The organism is Arthrobacter sp. MDT1-48-3 (assembly GCF_054511015.1).
In genome coordinates this window covers 221,555-235,540 of the sequence record NZ_JBTNDL010000003.1, presented here as the reverse complement: position 1 = coordinate 235,540, position 13,986 = coordinate 221,555, and the positions used below count along the sequence as shown (strand labels likewise).

Sequence of the window (13,986 nt, the reverse complement as noted above, 5' to 3'; positions counted from 1 at the left end):
CTTCCTCCTGCCCCTGAAGGATCCACCCCGACACCCCTGAGGTTGAGTGACATGATCGAACCAGATTCCTCCGGCGACCGGCCCTCCGGCTCGGCACCGGAAACCACCGGACGCTTCATCGTGGTCTTCGCCGAGACCGAAGCCGATCCGCCTGCCTTCCTGAGGTCGGCTGCCGGCCTGTCCAACGTGGCGGACTCCCGCGACTTCGGCCATGGGCCGGTCGACCCGGCGACGGCCGGCGATGCCGATGCCGATGCCACGGTGTTCGCCTCCCTCGGCGTCGCCGTCGTCACCGCGGATCCCCAGCAAGCCGGGGCGCTGCGCATGTCGTCGGACCAGTCGAACATCGAGTCCATCTCGCCGGAACTCGTGCACCACGCGCTGTCGCAGGGGACCCTGAGCCCACCCTCGGCACTGTTCCAGGACACCGAGCACTTCACGTGGGGCCTCCAGGCGACCGGCGCCGCAACGTCCCCCCGCACCGGCAAGGGCATCAGGCTGGCGGTGCTCGACACCGGCTTCGATTCGTCGCATCCGGACTTCGCGGGCCGTCAGGTCACGGTCGAGTCCTTCATCCCCGGCGAGGACCCGCAGGACGGGCACGGGCACGGAACGCACTGCATCGGCACCTCCTGCGGGCCGCGCTCCTCCCGCGAAGGACCGGGCTACGGCGTGGCCTCCGAAGCCGACATCTACGCCGGAAAGGTGCTCAGCAACTCCGGGTCCGGCAGTGACGGTGGAATCATCGCCGGCATCGAGTGGGCGCTGGTGAACGGCTGCGCCGTGATCTCGATGTCCCTCGGAGCCGATATCGCGCAGGTTCATCCGCCGTACACCGCCATCGGGCGGCGGGTGCTCGACCAGGGTTCGCTGATCATCGCGGCGGCCGGGAACAACGCGGACCGGCGCCAGAACGACTTCGGTTTCGTCGGCGCACCCGCCAACAGTCCGTTCATCCTCGCGGTGGGCGCACTCGACGAGCAACTGGATCTGGCGTACTTCTCGGCGCGGACACTACCCGTGCGCGGCGGGCAGGTAGACATCGCCGGTCCCGGCTACCGGGTGCACTCCTCCTGGCTGATGCCCGACCGCTACAACACGATCAGCGGGACCAGCATGGCGACGCCGCACGTCGCGGGTATCGCGGCACTGTGGGCCGAAGCCACCGGATACCGGGGGCGGGAGCTGTGGTCCGTGCTGGTGCAGGAGAGTTCCCGACTGCAGGCACCGTCGGTGGACGTCGGTTCGGGGCTTGCGATGGCGCCGCAGGAATAGCCGCATGAAGGTCACCGTGACGGTCGACGACGAGCACCGCCCATCGATCCACCATGTCGCAGAGCAGCTCGGCCTCCGCGGCATGGTGGTCGACCGGGTGCTGCCCGGACTCGGCATGATCACCGGTTCGGTGACGGCCGCTCTCCTGGCCGGGCTCGGCACGATCGACGGGGTGGCCGCGGTGGACGAGGAGCTGACCTATCGGCTGCCCTCCCCGGGCGACGCCGTCCAGTAGCCCACCTCACGCACCCGCCGCCTTCCCACCGTCCTTCGCGCCGTCCTTCCCACCGACGTCGTCGAGGACGGTCTGGGCCTGGCGATCCACCAGGCCCGTGAAGAGTTGCTGAGCAGCTCCGAACACGATCGCCCAGGCGACGATCTGAGCGGGGGTGTCGAGCGCGCTCAGGCCCGGCACGAACCCGCCGCGCATCAGCTGCAGGCCGAGCACCGCTGTCAGTGCTCCGGCCGGCAGCTTCAGGACCGCGAGCGCGAGGGGCAGCCCGTAGGGCGTCGAGGTCCCCCGTACGTGGCGTAGTGCCGCGGAGCTTGATACCGCCGCAGCGATGAGGCCGAAGGACTCGATGAACAGCATGTCCCAGGGACGCGCCTCGGATCCGGTGGGGCAGGCCACCTGGTCGGGCGCCCCGAAACACAGGCGCAATTCCTCCGGGCGGAACCAGCCCGCAGCCGCGAGCACCACAGCCAGGACGGTGAGGACGAGGGCACTCATCAGGAGGATGTTCCGGAAGCTCCGTACACGGGAGAACTCCTGGCGCGCCTCGAAGCACGCCGCCCGGTAGGCGGACACCACCGCCATGCGGGTGGCCTCGTCCAGGGCCGCCGCCTGGGGTGATGTCCTGGCGGCCCGCTCGATGACCGCCCGTTGGGGATCGGTGGGCGGCAGGTGCTGGCGTGCGTGCGCCTGGAGGTTCGGCAGTTCGGACTGCACGAACCAGACGGGTGCCCGTCGCAGGAGGGCGACCTGCGCGGCTTCGAGGTGGCTCAGCGCGCGCTCGACCCTGGCGCCGTTGTAGGAGACCTGAAGTATCGGTGATCGGTTCGCGGCGATCCTGATCGCCTCGTCGAGGTGACCGGCGATCGCAGCATCCAGGACGGCGTTCCCGGCGCCCGATGCGGGATTGCCTGCAGTCGGCGGGTCGATCTTCGTCAGCCAGGCAGCGAGGGTGCGGACCTGGGCCGCACTGGCGACCGTGTGCTCACGCCACGTGGAGTTGGTCGGCCGGCCGAACGGAAGCTGTGCAGGTGCCTGGCGCGAGCTCATCGTGGTGGCGCATCGTTTCGCGGGTGAGCGGGTGCTGCAGCCCACCCGTCGCGGGTGAGGGCATCCATGACGGGGCTGCTGGTCATCGGCGCCAAGTGCTCCTCGGGCAGTACACCGTTCGAGGCAGGTACGCTCACGTGGTCGGGCTGGGGTGCGGCCATTCGCGTGACCGGGACCGTTCCCGCGTGCTCGACGACGACAACGCGAGCAGGTGCGGAGAGGGATGCTTCCGGCCGCCGGCCCATCGCGGGGGCGGGATCGAGCAACGGCGTGTGCGGTTCGAACCGGGTGCGCTCGGCCACGTCCTGACGACCGAGGATCCGGAGCAGGACCGACGTCATCGTCGCGGCGTCGTTGTCGAATCCTCCGTGGGTCGTCGCCGCGCAATGGGCGGCCGCCGGTCCCTCGCTGGGAGAGAACACCAGCTCCGCGGGCAGCGTCGGCAGGATGTCGGCCAGGGTGGAGCCCTGGAGGGGGCTGGTCAGGAAACGCTCCATGCCGAACAGCGGCACCTCCCCACCGCTCCGGCTGTCTGCGCCGCTCTCCAGGGCGTGCGAGACGAGCACGAGCAGCGACTTCTGGTAGATGCTGACACTCCCCGTGCCGACGACGTCGTTCATCTCCTGGTGGTCGCCCAGGCCGAAGGAGGCGAGTCTGCGGACGTGTCCCGACACCAGGTGCGGCAGTACCGCCCGGTCGAACTCGTCGAGGCGGATCGCCGGAGCGAGCCAGGTCAGGGACGCGACGGGCACGCCCTCGTCCTGGAGCCTGGGCAGCAGGTTCGCGGTGAAGATGGAACCCGCACTGTGCCCCACGAGGTGGACCTCGAGGTCGTCGCCACCGGTCGCCCTGGCGTAGTCGGCGAGGCGCCGGACCAGGAGGGAGGCACCGGGGAGCCCTGCCTGTTCGTCGCCGGCCGCTCCGCGTTCGGCCCCCTCCGGTGGCAGGGGGCGCGACGCGGCTGCCGCGTTCTCCTTCATCTTGGCCCACATCCACCGCAGGTTCGCGCGGGTGAACTTCTCGACGAAACGATCGGCCTGCTCGATGAGGTCGAACCCGATACTGCCGAACGGGAGTTTGCCGCGGATGAGGTCGTCCAGCCGGTTGATCATGGTCTCCACGGGGCCGCTCTGCCACGCGAAGCTGATGGGGTACACCTGGTTGTTCAGCCACCAGTTCAGCTGGGCCTGCGCACCCGCCAGTCCCGAGCGCTCGTCGACGAGACCGCCGTGTGCGTACAGGACCACGCGCCGCACGGGCCGTCCTCCCGCCGGATCGCTCTCCTGCCAGAAGCGGTGGTACTCGTCCATGCGCTGCATGATCCGGTCGAGCTGCCGGGGGCTGCTGGTGAAACGACCCGTATCAGAGAGCTTCCCGTCGTTCCCGAGGTTCACCACGTGGCGGGAGAGCCGCACGAGGTCCGGTCCGGCTCCGCGGACGAGTGCGCCGGAGGTCCCCTCGACCGTCTTCGTGCGGTCCCTGGTCCGGATGACGGCGGGTACCCCGGGCCGGGCGACCCAGGCATCGTAGGCGGAGTCCAGCCAGTCGTCGTAGGGCAGCGTCGCGAAGCCACCGGAGCCCCACTCGGTCCCCCAGCTGTTCTGCACGAGGAACCCGATGTCGTTGTAACCGACGATCACGAAGGCGTGGCCGCCGAGCTGGCCGGCCCCCGGTGTCCGCTCGATCAGGTGCACGTCCGACCTCCCCGGCTTCGCCACCCCGGTCGGCTGGATCCAGCCGGTATGGATCAGCGCCGAGGCGACGATGACGTTCAGTTCGTTGATCGCGGACTGCATGTCGTCGAGCCGGTGGGCGTGGACGCGGTAGAAGGCGCCGAGCGGACGGGCGAACGCCTTGTCGCTGAGGACGGGATCGCCGTCCAGATCGGGGTCGTCCAGGAGCCCCGGCCAGTCCGCGGCGGGCAGCACCCCGTGGTAGAACCAGCCCTTCAAGGCTCCCCTGAGTGAGGATCCCTCGTCTGATTCGCCGTCGAACTCGTCATAGCGCCGCGCCATCCGGTAGAGCATGTAGGGGCTCACCCCGTCGGGGGCGTCCTTCGCCGTCACCACCGTGTTGATCATCGCTGCGAGGGCGTGCCCCGTGCAGGAATTACCCTCCTGCTTCAGGACGAGCGTGCCCGGGGGTCGCCGGTCGAGCACGGCGGGCAACGGAGCAAGCCGTGGCCGGTACTCGAGGTCCCTCGCATCGAAGACATCGGGCATGACGTTCGCCCGGAAGGTGGCCCCGTTGAACTCGACCACTCCGGCTGGCAGCGTTTTCAGCACCGCGGGCCTCCATCTCCTCGGGCGGCCTGCCTGCGGGCCACCGCATGACGAAGGAGTATCACCACCTCTGTTACTACCCCGTTACCGGCCGTCCGACCGGAGGCGGTGCCTGCGGGGTCGGTGCACGCGGTGGACCGGGGATGCCAGTCCAGCGGACTCTGCAGCACGGCCTGGACGAGCCCCCTACACGCGGGTGAGCCGCGACTTCACGCGGGTGAGTCGCGACGAAGGTCCCGGAGGTGAGGACGCCGGGGTCCCGGTTCGGTTCTGCGCGGGGATCGGTGGCGGGACCCGCCAGGCGTCAGGAATGGCCCTCGAACTGCTCCTGCTCGGCGAGTGCCGCCTCGAGGCGCTCGACCTTCCCCGTCAGCTCGCCCGTCCACCCCGGCCGGATGTCCGCCTTCAGGACGAGCGATACGCGGCTGCCGTAGCGGCCCACGGCCTCGGTGGCGTTCTTCACCACGGCCATCACCTCGTCCCACTCGCCCTCGATGGTGGTGAACATGGAGTCGGTGGAGTTCGGCAGACCCGATTCGCGGACGACGGCGACAGCGGCGGCCACGGCGTCGTGCACCGACCCGTCGGGGTTCTCGCGGGAGAGGTCGGAGGAACCGGACGGGGCGACGCTGAAGGCTACGAGCATGGTCCCAGTCTGGCACGCGCCCCCGCCGGAGGTCAGCCTCCGGCGACCGCCTTGACGAGTTCGTTCGCGCCGAGGACGAGGAACACGACGGTCGTGATGGCGAGGAACACGTTCGACAGCCACTTGTTCCGCCACTGCTTGGCGAGACGGGTGCTGTTCAGCAGGACGAGCAGCGTGATGGCGAGGAACGGCATGAAGAGGGAGCCGAGGACCCCGTAGAGCAGGATCAGGAAGAAGGGGCGTCCGATGAGCAGCAGCAGCATCGGCGGGACCGTCAGCCACAGCATGTAGGCACGGGCCGGCTTGCTGGTGGCGCCGGGAGCGTCGTCGTCGGAGAGGTCGTCGGCCTTCTTGCGGAAGTTGGCCCAGAAGTCGGCGAACATGAGGCTGACGCCGTGCCAGACGCCCAGCAGCGAGGAGAACGACGACGCCCAGAAACCGATGAGGAAGACCTTCGCCCAGACGACGCCGTAGCGGTCCTCGAGTACCTCGCCCATGTCGAGCAGGCCGCGGTCGCCGGTCTGGAGCGAGATGTTGGCGGTGTAGAGGAGCTCGGCGCCCAGGATGAGCATGCAGACCACGAAGATCCCGGTCACCGTGTAGGCCACGGTGTTGTCCACCCGCATGACGTTCATCCACCTGGGCCGGTTCCACCCTTTCTCCCGCAGCCAGTAGCCGTAGGCGGCAAGGGTGATGGTGCCTCCGACGCCGCCGGCCAGCCCCAGGACGTAGAAGACGGAGCCCGCGGGCAGGGTGGGCACCAGTCCGGTGAGCATCGCCGGGATGTTCGGCAGGGCGAGGACGGCGGAACCGACCACCGAGATGAACATGATGGCGATCATCACCGTCATGATCTTCTCGAAGAGCCCGTACCGGCCGAACCACACCAGGGCCAGGCCGATCAGGCCCGACGCCACCGCGAAGACGTTCAGCGGGACCGCAGGGAAGAGTGCCTGCAGGGGCAACGCGGTGGAGCTCATCGCCGTCGCGCCGTACACGAAGCCCCAAATGACGATGTACGGGCCGAAGTACCAGCTGGTCCAGACGCCGAGGGTCCGCCACCCCTGGAAGATGGTCTTGCCCGTGGCGAGGTACCAGCGGCCGACGCCCTCGACGAGGATGATCTTGAGAACGCAGCCGATCACCGCCGCCCACAGGAGCGCGTACCCGTACTGGCTGCCCGCGATCAGCGTGGCGACGAGGTCGCCCGCGCCGACGCCGGTCGCCGCTGCCAGCAGTCCGGGCCCGACGATCCGCCATTTCGGTTTCTCGAGACCGTCGACGTCCGCCCGTGCACTCTCAGCCACTGCCTGCTCCCTCGAAGTCGGAATGATCCCGTCGGAAGCTTAGCAAGGGCCCTGAGCAGTTCCGGGCCCGGTGCCGGACAGCGCGACGGCCGGACGGCGTCGAGCGTCGACGGCTGCTCCAGGAGCCGGCCCTGACCGGGTTCGCTCCCGACCCGGAACCCCGCCGGACGCCGTAACCTGCGGCTCGCAGGGCCTCGTGCGTCCGCTGTCCGACGGTGGACGCACTAGGTTCTTAAGGGGCGCCGTGCGGGAATGCCGACGGCGCGGGAGGAGGACGCATGCTGGGAGTGCTGGGCGGATTCGCCGTCGTGGGTGCCGTGATCCTCGTCGGCTACATCGCCGCACGGCTGGTCCTCGGCGGGCCCCAGGCCGGTTTCGCCCTGAACCAGGTGGCGTTCTTCGTGACCAACCCGGCCCTGCTCTTCACCGTCCTGGCCGACGCGGATCTCGGATCGGTGTTCTCCGAGTACATGCCGATCGCGCTCGTCTCCTCGCTCGCGATCGCCGTCCTCTACGTCCTGATCAGCAGGTTCCTCTTCCGCCGGCCCGCTGCCGAGACGGCGATCGGCGCCATGGCGAGCTCGTACGTGAACGCGAACAACATCGGCATCCCCATCACCGTCTACGCCCTCGGCGACGCGACGCTGATCGCCCCGGTGCTCCTCGTCCAGCTCCTGGTGCTGGCTCCCCTCTACCTGACGATCCTCGACCTCACCTCGAGCCGGAAGCCCTCGGTGCGCGCGGTGCTGACTCAGCCGTTCCGGAATCCCATGATCATCGCGTCGCTGCTGGGCGTCGCGGTGTCCGCGACCGGCTGGGGGCCGCCCGCTCCCGTCTGGGACTCCCTCGCCCTGATCGGCGGGGCGGCCGTCCCGATGGTGCTGATCTCGTTCGGCATGTCACTGCCCGGCAGCCGACCGCTCCGGCCCAGCCCGGACCGACTGCAGGTCCTCACGGCCACGGCGTTGAAGAGCGCCGTCATGCCGGCCGCCACCTACCTGATCGCCCACTTCCTCTTCGGGCTCGACGGCGAGAGGCTGCTCGGCGCCGTCGTCGTGGCCGCACTGCCCACGGCACAGAACGTGTTCATGTTCGCGAGCCGCTACGACCGCGGCATGACACTGGCCCGCGATTCCGTGCTGCTGTCCTCGGTGCTCGCGATCCCGGCCCTCGTCGTCGTCGCCGCCCTCCTCGCCTGAACGACGGGCTCCGGGGTCGGGTGCGGAGCGGGAACCCGGTACCGGAGCTTGTCCGGCGCACGTCCCGGCCCTACCATTCAAAGGTCGCCGTTCCCCCTCCGGCCGACGGACGGGATGGGCATGGACAGCAGGATCTCACCGGACGAGCCCTTTCCGCCCGACCTCGGCCGGCTCCGGACCGAGGACGTCGAGATCCTGAACAGCAAGGTCCACCGGGAGATCGAGCACGAGTTCGCCGCGGACGGCGAGATCGACGCCGAGACGGCGTCCCGCAAGGACGAGCTCACCGAGGAACTCGACGACCGCGAGGCCGGTCCCCGCCTGACGCTCGTGCCGCACCAGGCCGAGGGGGACGAGGCACCGTCGGGCGACGGGCACACCGGATCGGATACCGCCGCCCGGCAGGAAGGCGGTATCTCCGCCGGCGCCGCCCCCGGCCGGTCCTGGTACGACGCCGAACGGCAGTGACGCCGAAGGAATGCCGCGCGCGCCATCGGCGTTGCGACAGGGGTCAAGGATCATTCTCGTCTTGACTGAAGTAAGCCCTTCGGTTTTCAACGGAGCAGCCGGGGCCCGACCTCCGGATCTCCCATGATTGGTTCCCCTTGTCTGTTTCCTCCCCGCCGGTGAAGACCACCGCGCCGTTCCCCTATGTCGGACTGCTCTCCCTCGCGGGCGCGATCTTCGTGTCCGTGACCAGTGAATTCCTGCCCACGGGCCTGCTGCCCGCCATGGCGCGGGACCTCGATGTCAGCCTCTCCACCGCCGGATTCCTCGTCACGATCTTCGCGGGGACCGTCGTGGTCGCCACCACCCCCCTCGCCGCCATCACCCAGCGGTACTCGCGCAAGTCGCTGATCGTCGTCGTCCTCCTCGTAATCGCCCTCGCGAACGTCCTCGCCGCGGTCGCGCCGACCTACGGTGTCCTGGTCGCGGCGCGCATCCTCGGCGGCCTGGCCCACGGGCTCTTCTGGGCCGTGGTCGCCGCGTACTCCGCGCACCTCGTCCCGGCCCACCAGCTCGGCAAGGCCGTGGCCATCACCGCGGGCGGCGGAACCGCGGCCTTCGTGCTCGGTGTTCCGGTGGGAACGGCGATCGGCAACGCCCTCGGCTGGCGCACCGCCTTCACGATCATCGGGGTGGTCGTCGCCGTCCTGGCCCTCGTGATCGTGAAATTCCTGCCACCGGTGGACCACCACGGCGAGCGCACACCCGGCGAGGAGCGAGTGCCGCTGCGCCGGGACCCCAGTTTCCGCGCGGTGATCCTGCTGTGCACCGTCATCCTGATCCTGCTGACCGGGCAGAACACGTTCTACACGTACATCGCGCCCTGGCTGACCGATGTCTCGTCCTTCGAGCCCGGCTCGGTCGCGCTCGTCCTCTTCCTGTACGGCGGAGCGGGCATCATCGGACTCGTCGGCGCCGGCTACGCCGCCGACCGTTTCCCCCGGAAGGCCTTCGTCGGCGTCGTCCTGGTGGTCATGGCCGCCGTCCTCGCGCTGGCCCTCGCCACCACCAACACCGTGGTGGTGCTGGTGGCCGTGATCGTCTGGGGCGCGGCCTTCGGCGCCATCCCTGCCATGCTGCAGACCCGTATGCTGCGTACGGCATCCTTCCGGACACGCGACCTCGCGGCCGCCCTGCAGACGACGGCGTTCAACGTGGGCATCGGCGGCGGTGCGCTCCTCGGCGGACTCCTGCTCGACGGAGCGGGCCTGGAGGTCCTCCCGTTCGTGCTGATCGCCCTGGTCGCCGTGGGGCTGGGACTCAGCCTCGCGACGGACACCGTGAAGGACCGCAGGGAACGGCACCGCCTGCGCGCCGCCTGAGCCCGTCCTACGGCATCGGACGGCTCCCGTCGATGGGTGCTTCGTCACATCCGGGCGGCTCCGGCAGGGCCTCCTCGGGACTCGCCGCGGGCCGTGGCTCCGCGCCCCGGGGGTGAGCCGCGGCCGATGCCCCGGCCGTCCGCCCGCCGGGCTTCGATCGGCGGAATGACGGCGAAGCAGCGGCACCCGGGGTGGCCGGCCGCGCTCCTCCCCCGGCGCGCACCGCCGACGGCCCGGCCCTCCGCGAGGCGTCTGTGCAAGGACCATTCGGGCCCGCTCCCCACCGGACCCCGCCGCCGCCACCCGCGTACCCTAAGCCGTATGTCTAATTCCACCGAGCCCATCCACGGATCACCGCCCAGTGAGGACACGCCCTTCGAGGCTCCTCCCGGAGAGGCCCCCGCGAAGGCTGCGCTGGACAGGCCGGTCCTCTTCGTCTCGCTCTCGATCGTCATCCTGCTGATGCTCGTGGCCGTGCTCTTCCCCACGGCGTTCTCGGACATCACCACCTCCGTGCTGAACGGACTCGTGGCGAACTTCGGCTGGGCCTTCGTGCTCACGGCCACCGGCTTCGTGGTCTTCGCGCTCTTCCTCGCCTTCAGCAAGTACGGGCGCATCCCCCTCGGCAAGGACGGCGAGAAGCCGGAGTACTCCAGGGCGTCCTGGATCGCGATGATGTTCAGCGCCGGCATGGGCATCGGCCTCATGTTCTACGGCGTCACCGAGCCCATCTCCCACTACCTCACCCCTCCTGTCGACGGCATCGCGCCGGGAACGCCGGAAGCGGCCCGGCAGGCCATGAACTACACCCTGTTCCACTGGGCCATCCACCCGTGGGCCATCTACGCCGTGGTCGGTCTGGCGCTCGCCTACTCGGCCTTCCGCAAGGGCCGGGGAACCGGTTTCAGCGGCGCCTTCACGGCCCTCTTCCGCGGCCGTCCCACGCCCAAGGCCCTGCGCGCCATCGACGTCTTCGCGATCTTCGCGACCCTCTTCGGCTCGGCCACGTCCCTCGGGCTCGGCGTGCTGCAGATCAACGGCGGCCTCACGGAGGTCTTCGGTGTGGGCAGCAGCCTGCCCCTGCAGATCACCCTCATCGCGGTTCTCACCGTCTGCTTCATCATCTCCGCGGTCAGCGGCGTCAGCCGCGGCATCAAGTGGCTCTCGAACGGCAACATGGTCCTGGCGCTGGCGCTGCTGTTCTTCCTGTTCGTCGTCGGCCCCACGGTCTTCATCCTCGAACTCATCCCGGCGTCGGGCGGCAACTACCTCATCGGCCTGCCGCAGATGGCGTCCCGTACCGGCGCTTTCGGCGGCCACGCATGGCTGGCGGCATGGACCATCTTCTACTGGGCGTGGTGGGTGTCCTGGACGCCCTTCGTCGGTTCGTTCCTCGCGAAGATCTCGAGGGGTCGCACCATCCGAGAGTTCATCATCGGCGTCGTCGCCGTCCCCAGCGTCATCAGCGTCCTCTGGTTCGGCGTGTGGGGCGGATCGGCCCTCAACCTGCAGGACAACGGCGTGGACATCGCCGCGGCGAACGCGGAGAGCCAGGAATCGGCGATGTTCGCGCTCCTCGCGGAGTATCCGCTGGCGTCGGTGACGTCCATCCTCGTGGTGGTCCTCGTGGCCGTGTTCTTCATCTCGGGTGCCGACGCCTCCTCGATCGTGCTCGGCTCGCTGTCCTCGTTCGGCGCAGCCGTCCCGCGCAAATGGCTCACCATCCTGTGGGGCGCACTGACCGGAGGAGTGGCCGCCGTCCTGCTGTCCGTGGGCAGCCTCGAGGCCCTGCAGACGCTGACCATCATCGCCGCCGCCCCGTTCCTCCTCGTGATGATCGGGCTCTGCGTGGCGCTCATGATGGACCTGTCGAAGGACCCGCTCGTGACCGGCGCGCGGCGCACCGGATCGCGCGCCGCGCGCAGGGCGGTCCAGCCGAACTCCTGACGCGCCCTCAGGGTGATGTGCCGGGCGGGGAACTCCCGGGGCAGAATGGTGCGATGCGCGCTGTCTGCTTCGACGGGTTCTCCGCCCGTCCCGTCCTCCGGGACGTCCCCGAACCCGCTCCGTCCCCACGCGGCGTCGTCGTCCGCGTCGAGGCGACCGGCCTGTGCCGCAGCGACGTGCACGGCTGGCTCGGGCACGACGCCGGTATCACCCTCCCGCACGTCCCCGGCCACGAACTGGTGGGCACCATCACGGCAGTGGGCGGGGATGTGCGCCGGTTCTCCGTCGGGGACCGCGTGACGACGCCCTTCGTGTGCGCGTGCGGCGCCTGCCCCGAGTGCCTGTCCGGCGACGGCCAGGTGTGCCGCAACCAGACGCAGCCGGGCTTCACGCACTGGGGGTCGTTCGCGGACCTCGTGGCCCTGCACGACGCCGACACCAACCTCATCGCCGTGCCGGCGTCCCTCGACGCAGGGGCGGCAGCCCTGCTCGGCTGCCGGTTCGCGACGTCCTACCGCGGACTCGTGCACCAGGCGCACCTCCAGGCCGGGGAGACGCTCCTCGTGGTGGGCTGCGGCGGCGTGGGACTGAGCGCCGTGATGATCGGCGCGGCACTCGGCGCGCAGGTGATCGCCGTGGACGTCGACGACGCGGCGCTGGCGCGCGCAGCGCGGTTCGGTGCGGCCCGGACGCTCGACTCGAGCGCGCTGTCACGGACGGAGGCCCTCGCGGCCGTCCGCGAGGCCGCACCGTCCTCGGGCATCGACGTGTCCGTGGATGCGCTGGGACGCGAGGAGACCGCCGCCCTGGGGATCCTCTCCCTGCGGCCCCGCGGACGGCATGTGCAGATCGGCCTGTTCCCCTCGGACCCGGTGGTGCCCATGGCCGCGGTCATCGGCGGGGAGCTCTCCGTCCTGGGCAGTCACGGCATGCCGGCCCGGGACTACCCCGGGCTGCTGGACCTCGTGACCACCGGGCGCCTCCGTCCGCAGGACCTCATCGAGCGGACCATCTCCCTCGCGGAGGTGCCGGACGCCCTCGTGGCCATGGCCGGTGACCGCTCGGCGGGCGGGATCACCGTCATCGACACGGGCTCATGATGCCGCGGCGCCGAGATCGAGCACGAAGCGGTAGCGCACGTCGTTGCGGCGCAGCCGGTCCAGCGCCTCGTCGATCCTGCCCACCGGAAGCACCTCGACGTCGGCGGTGATGCCGTGCTCGCCGCAGAAGTCGAGCAGGTCCTGCGTGGCCGCGGTGCCGCCGCTGCCCGCCGATGCAAGGCTCTTCCGCCCGATCAGCAGGGCCATCGGATCGAAGTCCAGGCGCTCGGCGATCCCCAGGACGCACAGCGTGCCGTCCATGGACAGCACACGGAGGTAGGGCGTCAGGTCGTGGGGCGCCGACGCCGTGTCCAGCACGAGGTCGTAGGAGTCGGTCCGCGCAGCCATCGCAGCGGCGTCGGTGGAGAGCACGACGTCATCGGCTCCGAGCGCGTAGGCGGCGTCGGCCTTGGCGGGGGACGTGGTGAAGACGGCGACGTGCGCGCCGAGCGCCTTGGCGAGCTTGACCGCGAGGTGCCCGAGGCCGCCGACGCCCACGACGCCCACGGTGCTGCCCGGGCCCACCTGCCAGCGCCGCAGTGGTTCCCACACCGTGATCCCCGCGCACATGAGCGGGGCGACGGCCGCGGCATCGAGCCCCGGTGGCACGGAATAGGCGAAGTCCTCGCGGACCACGTACTCCCCTGACCACCCGCCCTGCGTCCGGCTGCCGTCGTGCCGGTCGCGACCACCGTAGGTGAGGGTCGGGAAGTCGTGGCAGTAGTTCTCCTGGTGCGCCCGGCAGGCTGCACAGTGACCGCAGGAATCGACGATGTTGCCGACGGCGACGCGGTCACCGACGGCGAAGCGCGTGGCGGCGGAGCCCACGGCCGCCACCCTGCCGGTGAACTCGTGGCCGGGGACGAGCCGGTCCTCACCCTGCGCCGCCGACGCGATCGCGTCGAGGTCGCTGTGGCAGACACCGCAGTAGTCGATCGCCACGCGGATGTCGTCCGGACGCAGGTCCCTCCGCTCGAAGTCCCACGGAGTGACGCCGTCCGACCCCTGGTGCGATGCGAAACCACTGACCTGCCGCATGGGTGCTCCTCCACTTTTCCAACTGCCTGGTTACTTTCGGCCCAGACTACTCCCGTGCGGAAGAAAAAGAAACCAACTGGT

General features: G+C 70.0%; 12 protein-coding genes. 7 read left to right on the top strand and 5 right to left on the bottom strand.

Translation table 11 applies throughout. From position 1 onward, the window contains the following. The first annotated feature begins 51 nt into the window (after positions 1 to 51). Both ACX80L_RS08775 and ACX80L_RS08770 read left to right on the top strand, forming a co-directional pair. Entirely contained in the window at positions 52 to 1,275 is a 1,224-nt protein-coding gene (locus ACX80L_RS08775) for a S8 family serine peptidase (RefSeq protein WP_459289080.1), read from the top strand. A gap of 4 nt (positions 1,276 to 1,279) precedes the next feature. After that, positions 1,280 to 1,510 carry a hypothetical protein gene (locus ACX80L_RS08770; RefSeq protein ID WP_459268798.1) on the top strand — a complete coding sequence of 77 codons (231 nt, stop codon included), beginning with the start codon at positions 1,280 to 1,282 and terminating at the stop codon, positions 1,508 to 1,510. Between the two features lie 6 nt (positions 1,511 to 1,516). On the opposite strand, the gene ACX80L_RS08765 is transcribed toward ACX80L_RS08770, so the two are convergent. From ACX80L_RS08765 to ACX80L_RS08750, 4 genes are all read right to left on the bottom strand, one after another. Further along, entirely contained in the window at positions 1,517 to 2,557 is a 1,041-nt protein-coding gene (locus ACX80L_RS08765) for a hypothetical protein (RefSeq protein WP_459289078.1), read from the bottom strand. Continuing rightward, the gene (locus tag ACX80L_RS08760; protein WP_459289076.1) at positions 2,554 to 4,842 is read right to left on the bottom strand and encodes a C1 family peptidase; all 2,289 of its coding nucleotides are present in this window, start codon (positions 4,840 to 4,842) and stop codon (positions 2,554 to 2,556) included. The genes ACX80L_RS08765 and ACX80L_RS08760 overlap by 4 nt, the downstream gene beginning before the upstream one ends. A gap of 301 nt (positions 4,843 to 5,143) precedes the next feature. Further along, a complete protein-coding gene (locus ACX80L_RS08755; protein WP_208739535.1) occupies positions 5,144 to 5,485 on the bottom strand; it encodes a thiamine-binding protein in 342 nt (113 codons plus the stop codon). A 32-nt stretch (positions 5,486 to 5,517) separates the two neighbouring features. Then, positions 5,518 to 6,792, bottom strand: a complete 1,275-nt coding sequence (locus tag ACX80L_RS08750) for an Nramp family divalent metal transporter (RefSeq protein ID WP_244185959.1) — start codon at positions 6,790 to 6,792, stop codon at positions 5,518 to 5,520. Between the two features lie 278 nt (positions 6,793 to 7,070). On the opposite strand from ACX80L_RS08750, the gene ACX80L_RS08745 reads away from it, so the two are divergent. The 5 genes from ACX80L_RS08745 (at position 7,071) to ACX80L_RS08725 (ending at position 12,867) form a co-directional block, all read left to right on the top strand. Beyond that, positions 7,071 to 7,991 carry an AEC family transporter gene (locus tag ACX80L_RS08745; protein ID WP_459289074.1) on the top strand — a complete coding sequence of 307 codons (921 nt, stop codon included), beginning with the start codon at positions 7,071 to 7,073 and terminating at the stop codon, positions 7,989 to 7,991. Between the two features lie 120 nt (positions 7,992 to 8,111). Continuing rightward, positions 8,112 to 8,459, top strand: coding sequence for a hypothetical protein (locus ACX80L_RS08740; protein ID WP_459289072.1), 348 nt, complete (start codon positions 8,112 to 8,114; stop codon positions 8,457 to 8,459). 158 nt (positions 8,460 to 8,617) lie between these two features. After that, positions 8,618 to 9,820 carry an MFS transporter gene (locus ACX80L_RS08735; protein ID WP_459289070.1) on the top strand — a complete coding sequence of 401 codons (1,203 nt, stop codon included), beginning with the start codon at positions 8,618 to 8,620 and terminating at the stop codon, positions 9,818 to 9,820. A 321-nt stretch (positions 9,821 to 10,141) separates the two neighbouring features. After that, complete coding sequence (locus ACX80L_RS08730; RefSeq protein WP_459289068.1) at positions 10,142 to 11,767, top strand: BCCT family transporter; 1,626 nt, start codon at positions 10,142 to 10,144, stop codon at positions 11,765 to 11,767. Positions 11,768 to 11,820: 53 nt separating this feature from the next. Further along, the gene (locus ACX80L_RS08725) at positions 11,821 to 12,867 is read left to right on the top strand and encodes an alcohol dehydrogenase catalytic domain-containing protein (protein ID WP_459289066.1); all 1,047 of its coding nucleotides are present in this window, start codon (positions 11,821 to 11,823) and stop codon (positions 12,865 to 12,867) included. Here the strand turns inward: ACX80L_RS08725 and ACX80L_RS08720 are convergent. Then, a complete protein-coding gene (locus ACX80L_RS08720; RefSeq protein ID WP_459289064.1) occupies positions 12,862 to 13,905 on the bottom strand; it encodes an NAD(P)-dependent alcohol dehydrogenase in 1,044 nt (347 codons plus the stop codon). The two genes, ACX80L_RS08725 and ACX80L_RS08720, sit on opposite strands and share 6 nt — an antisense overlap. Positions 13,906 to 13,986 lie beyond the last annotated feature (81 nt).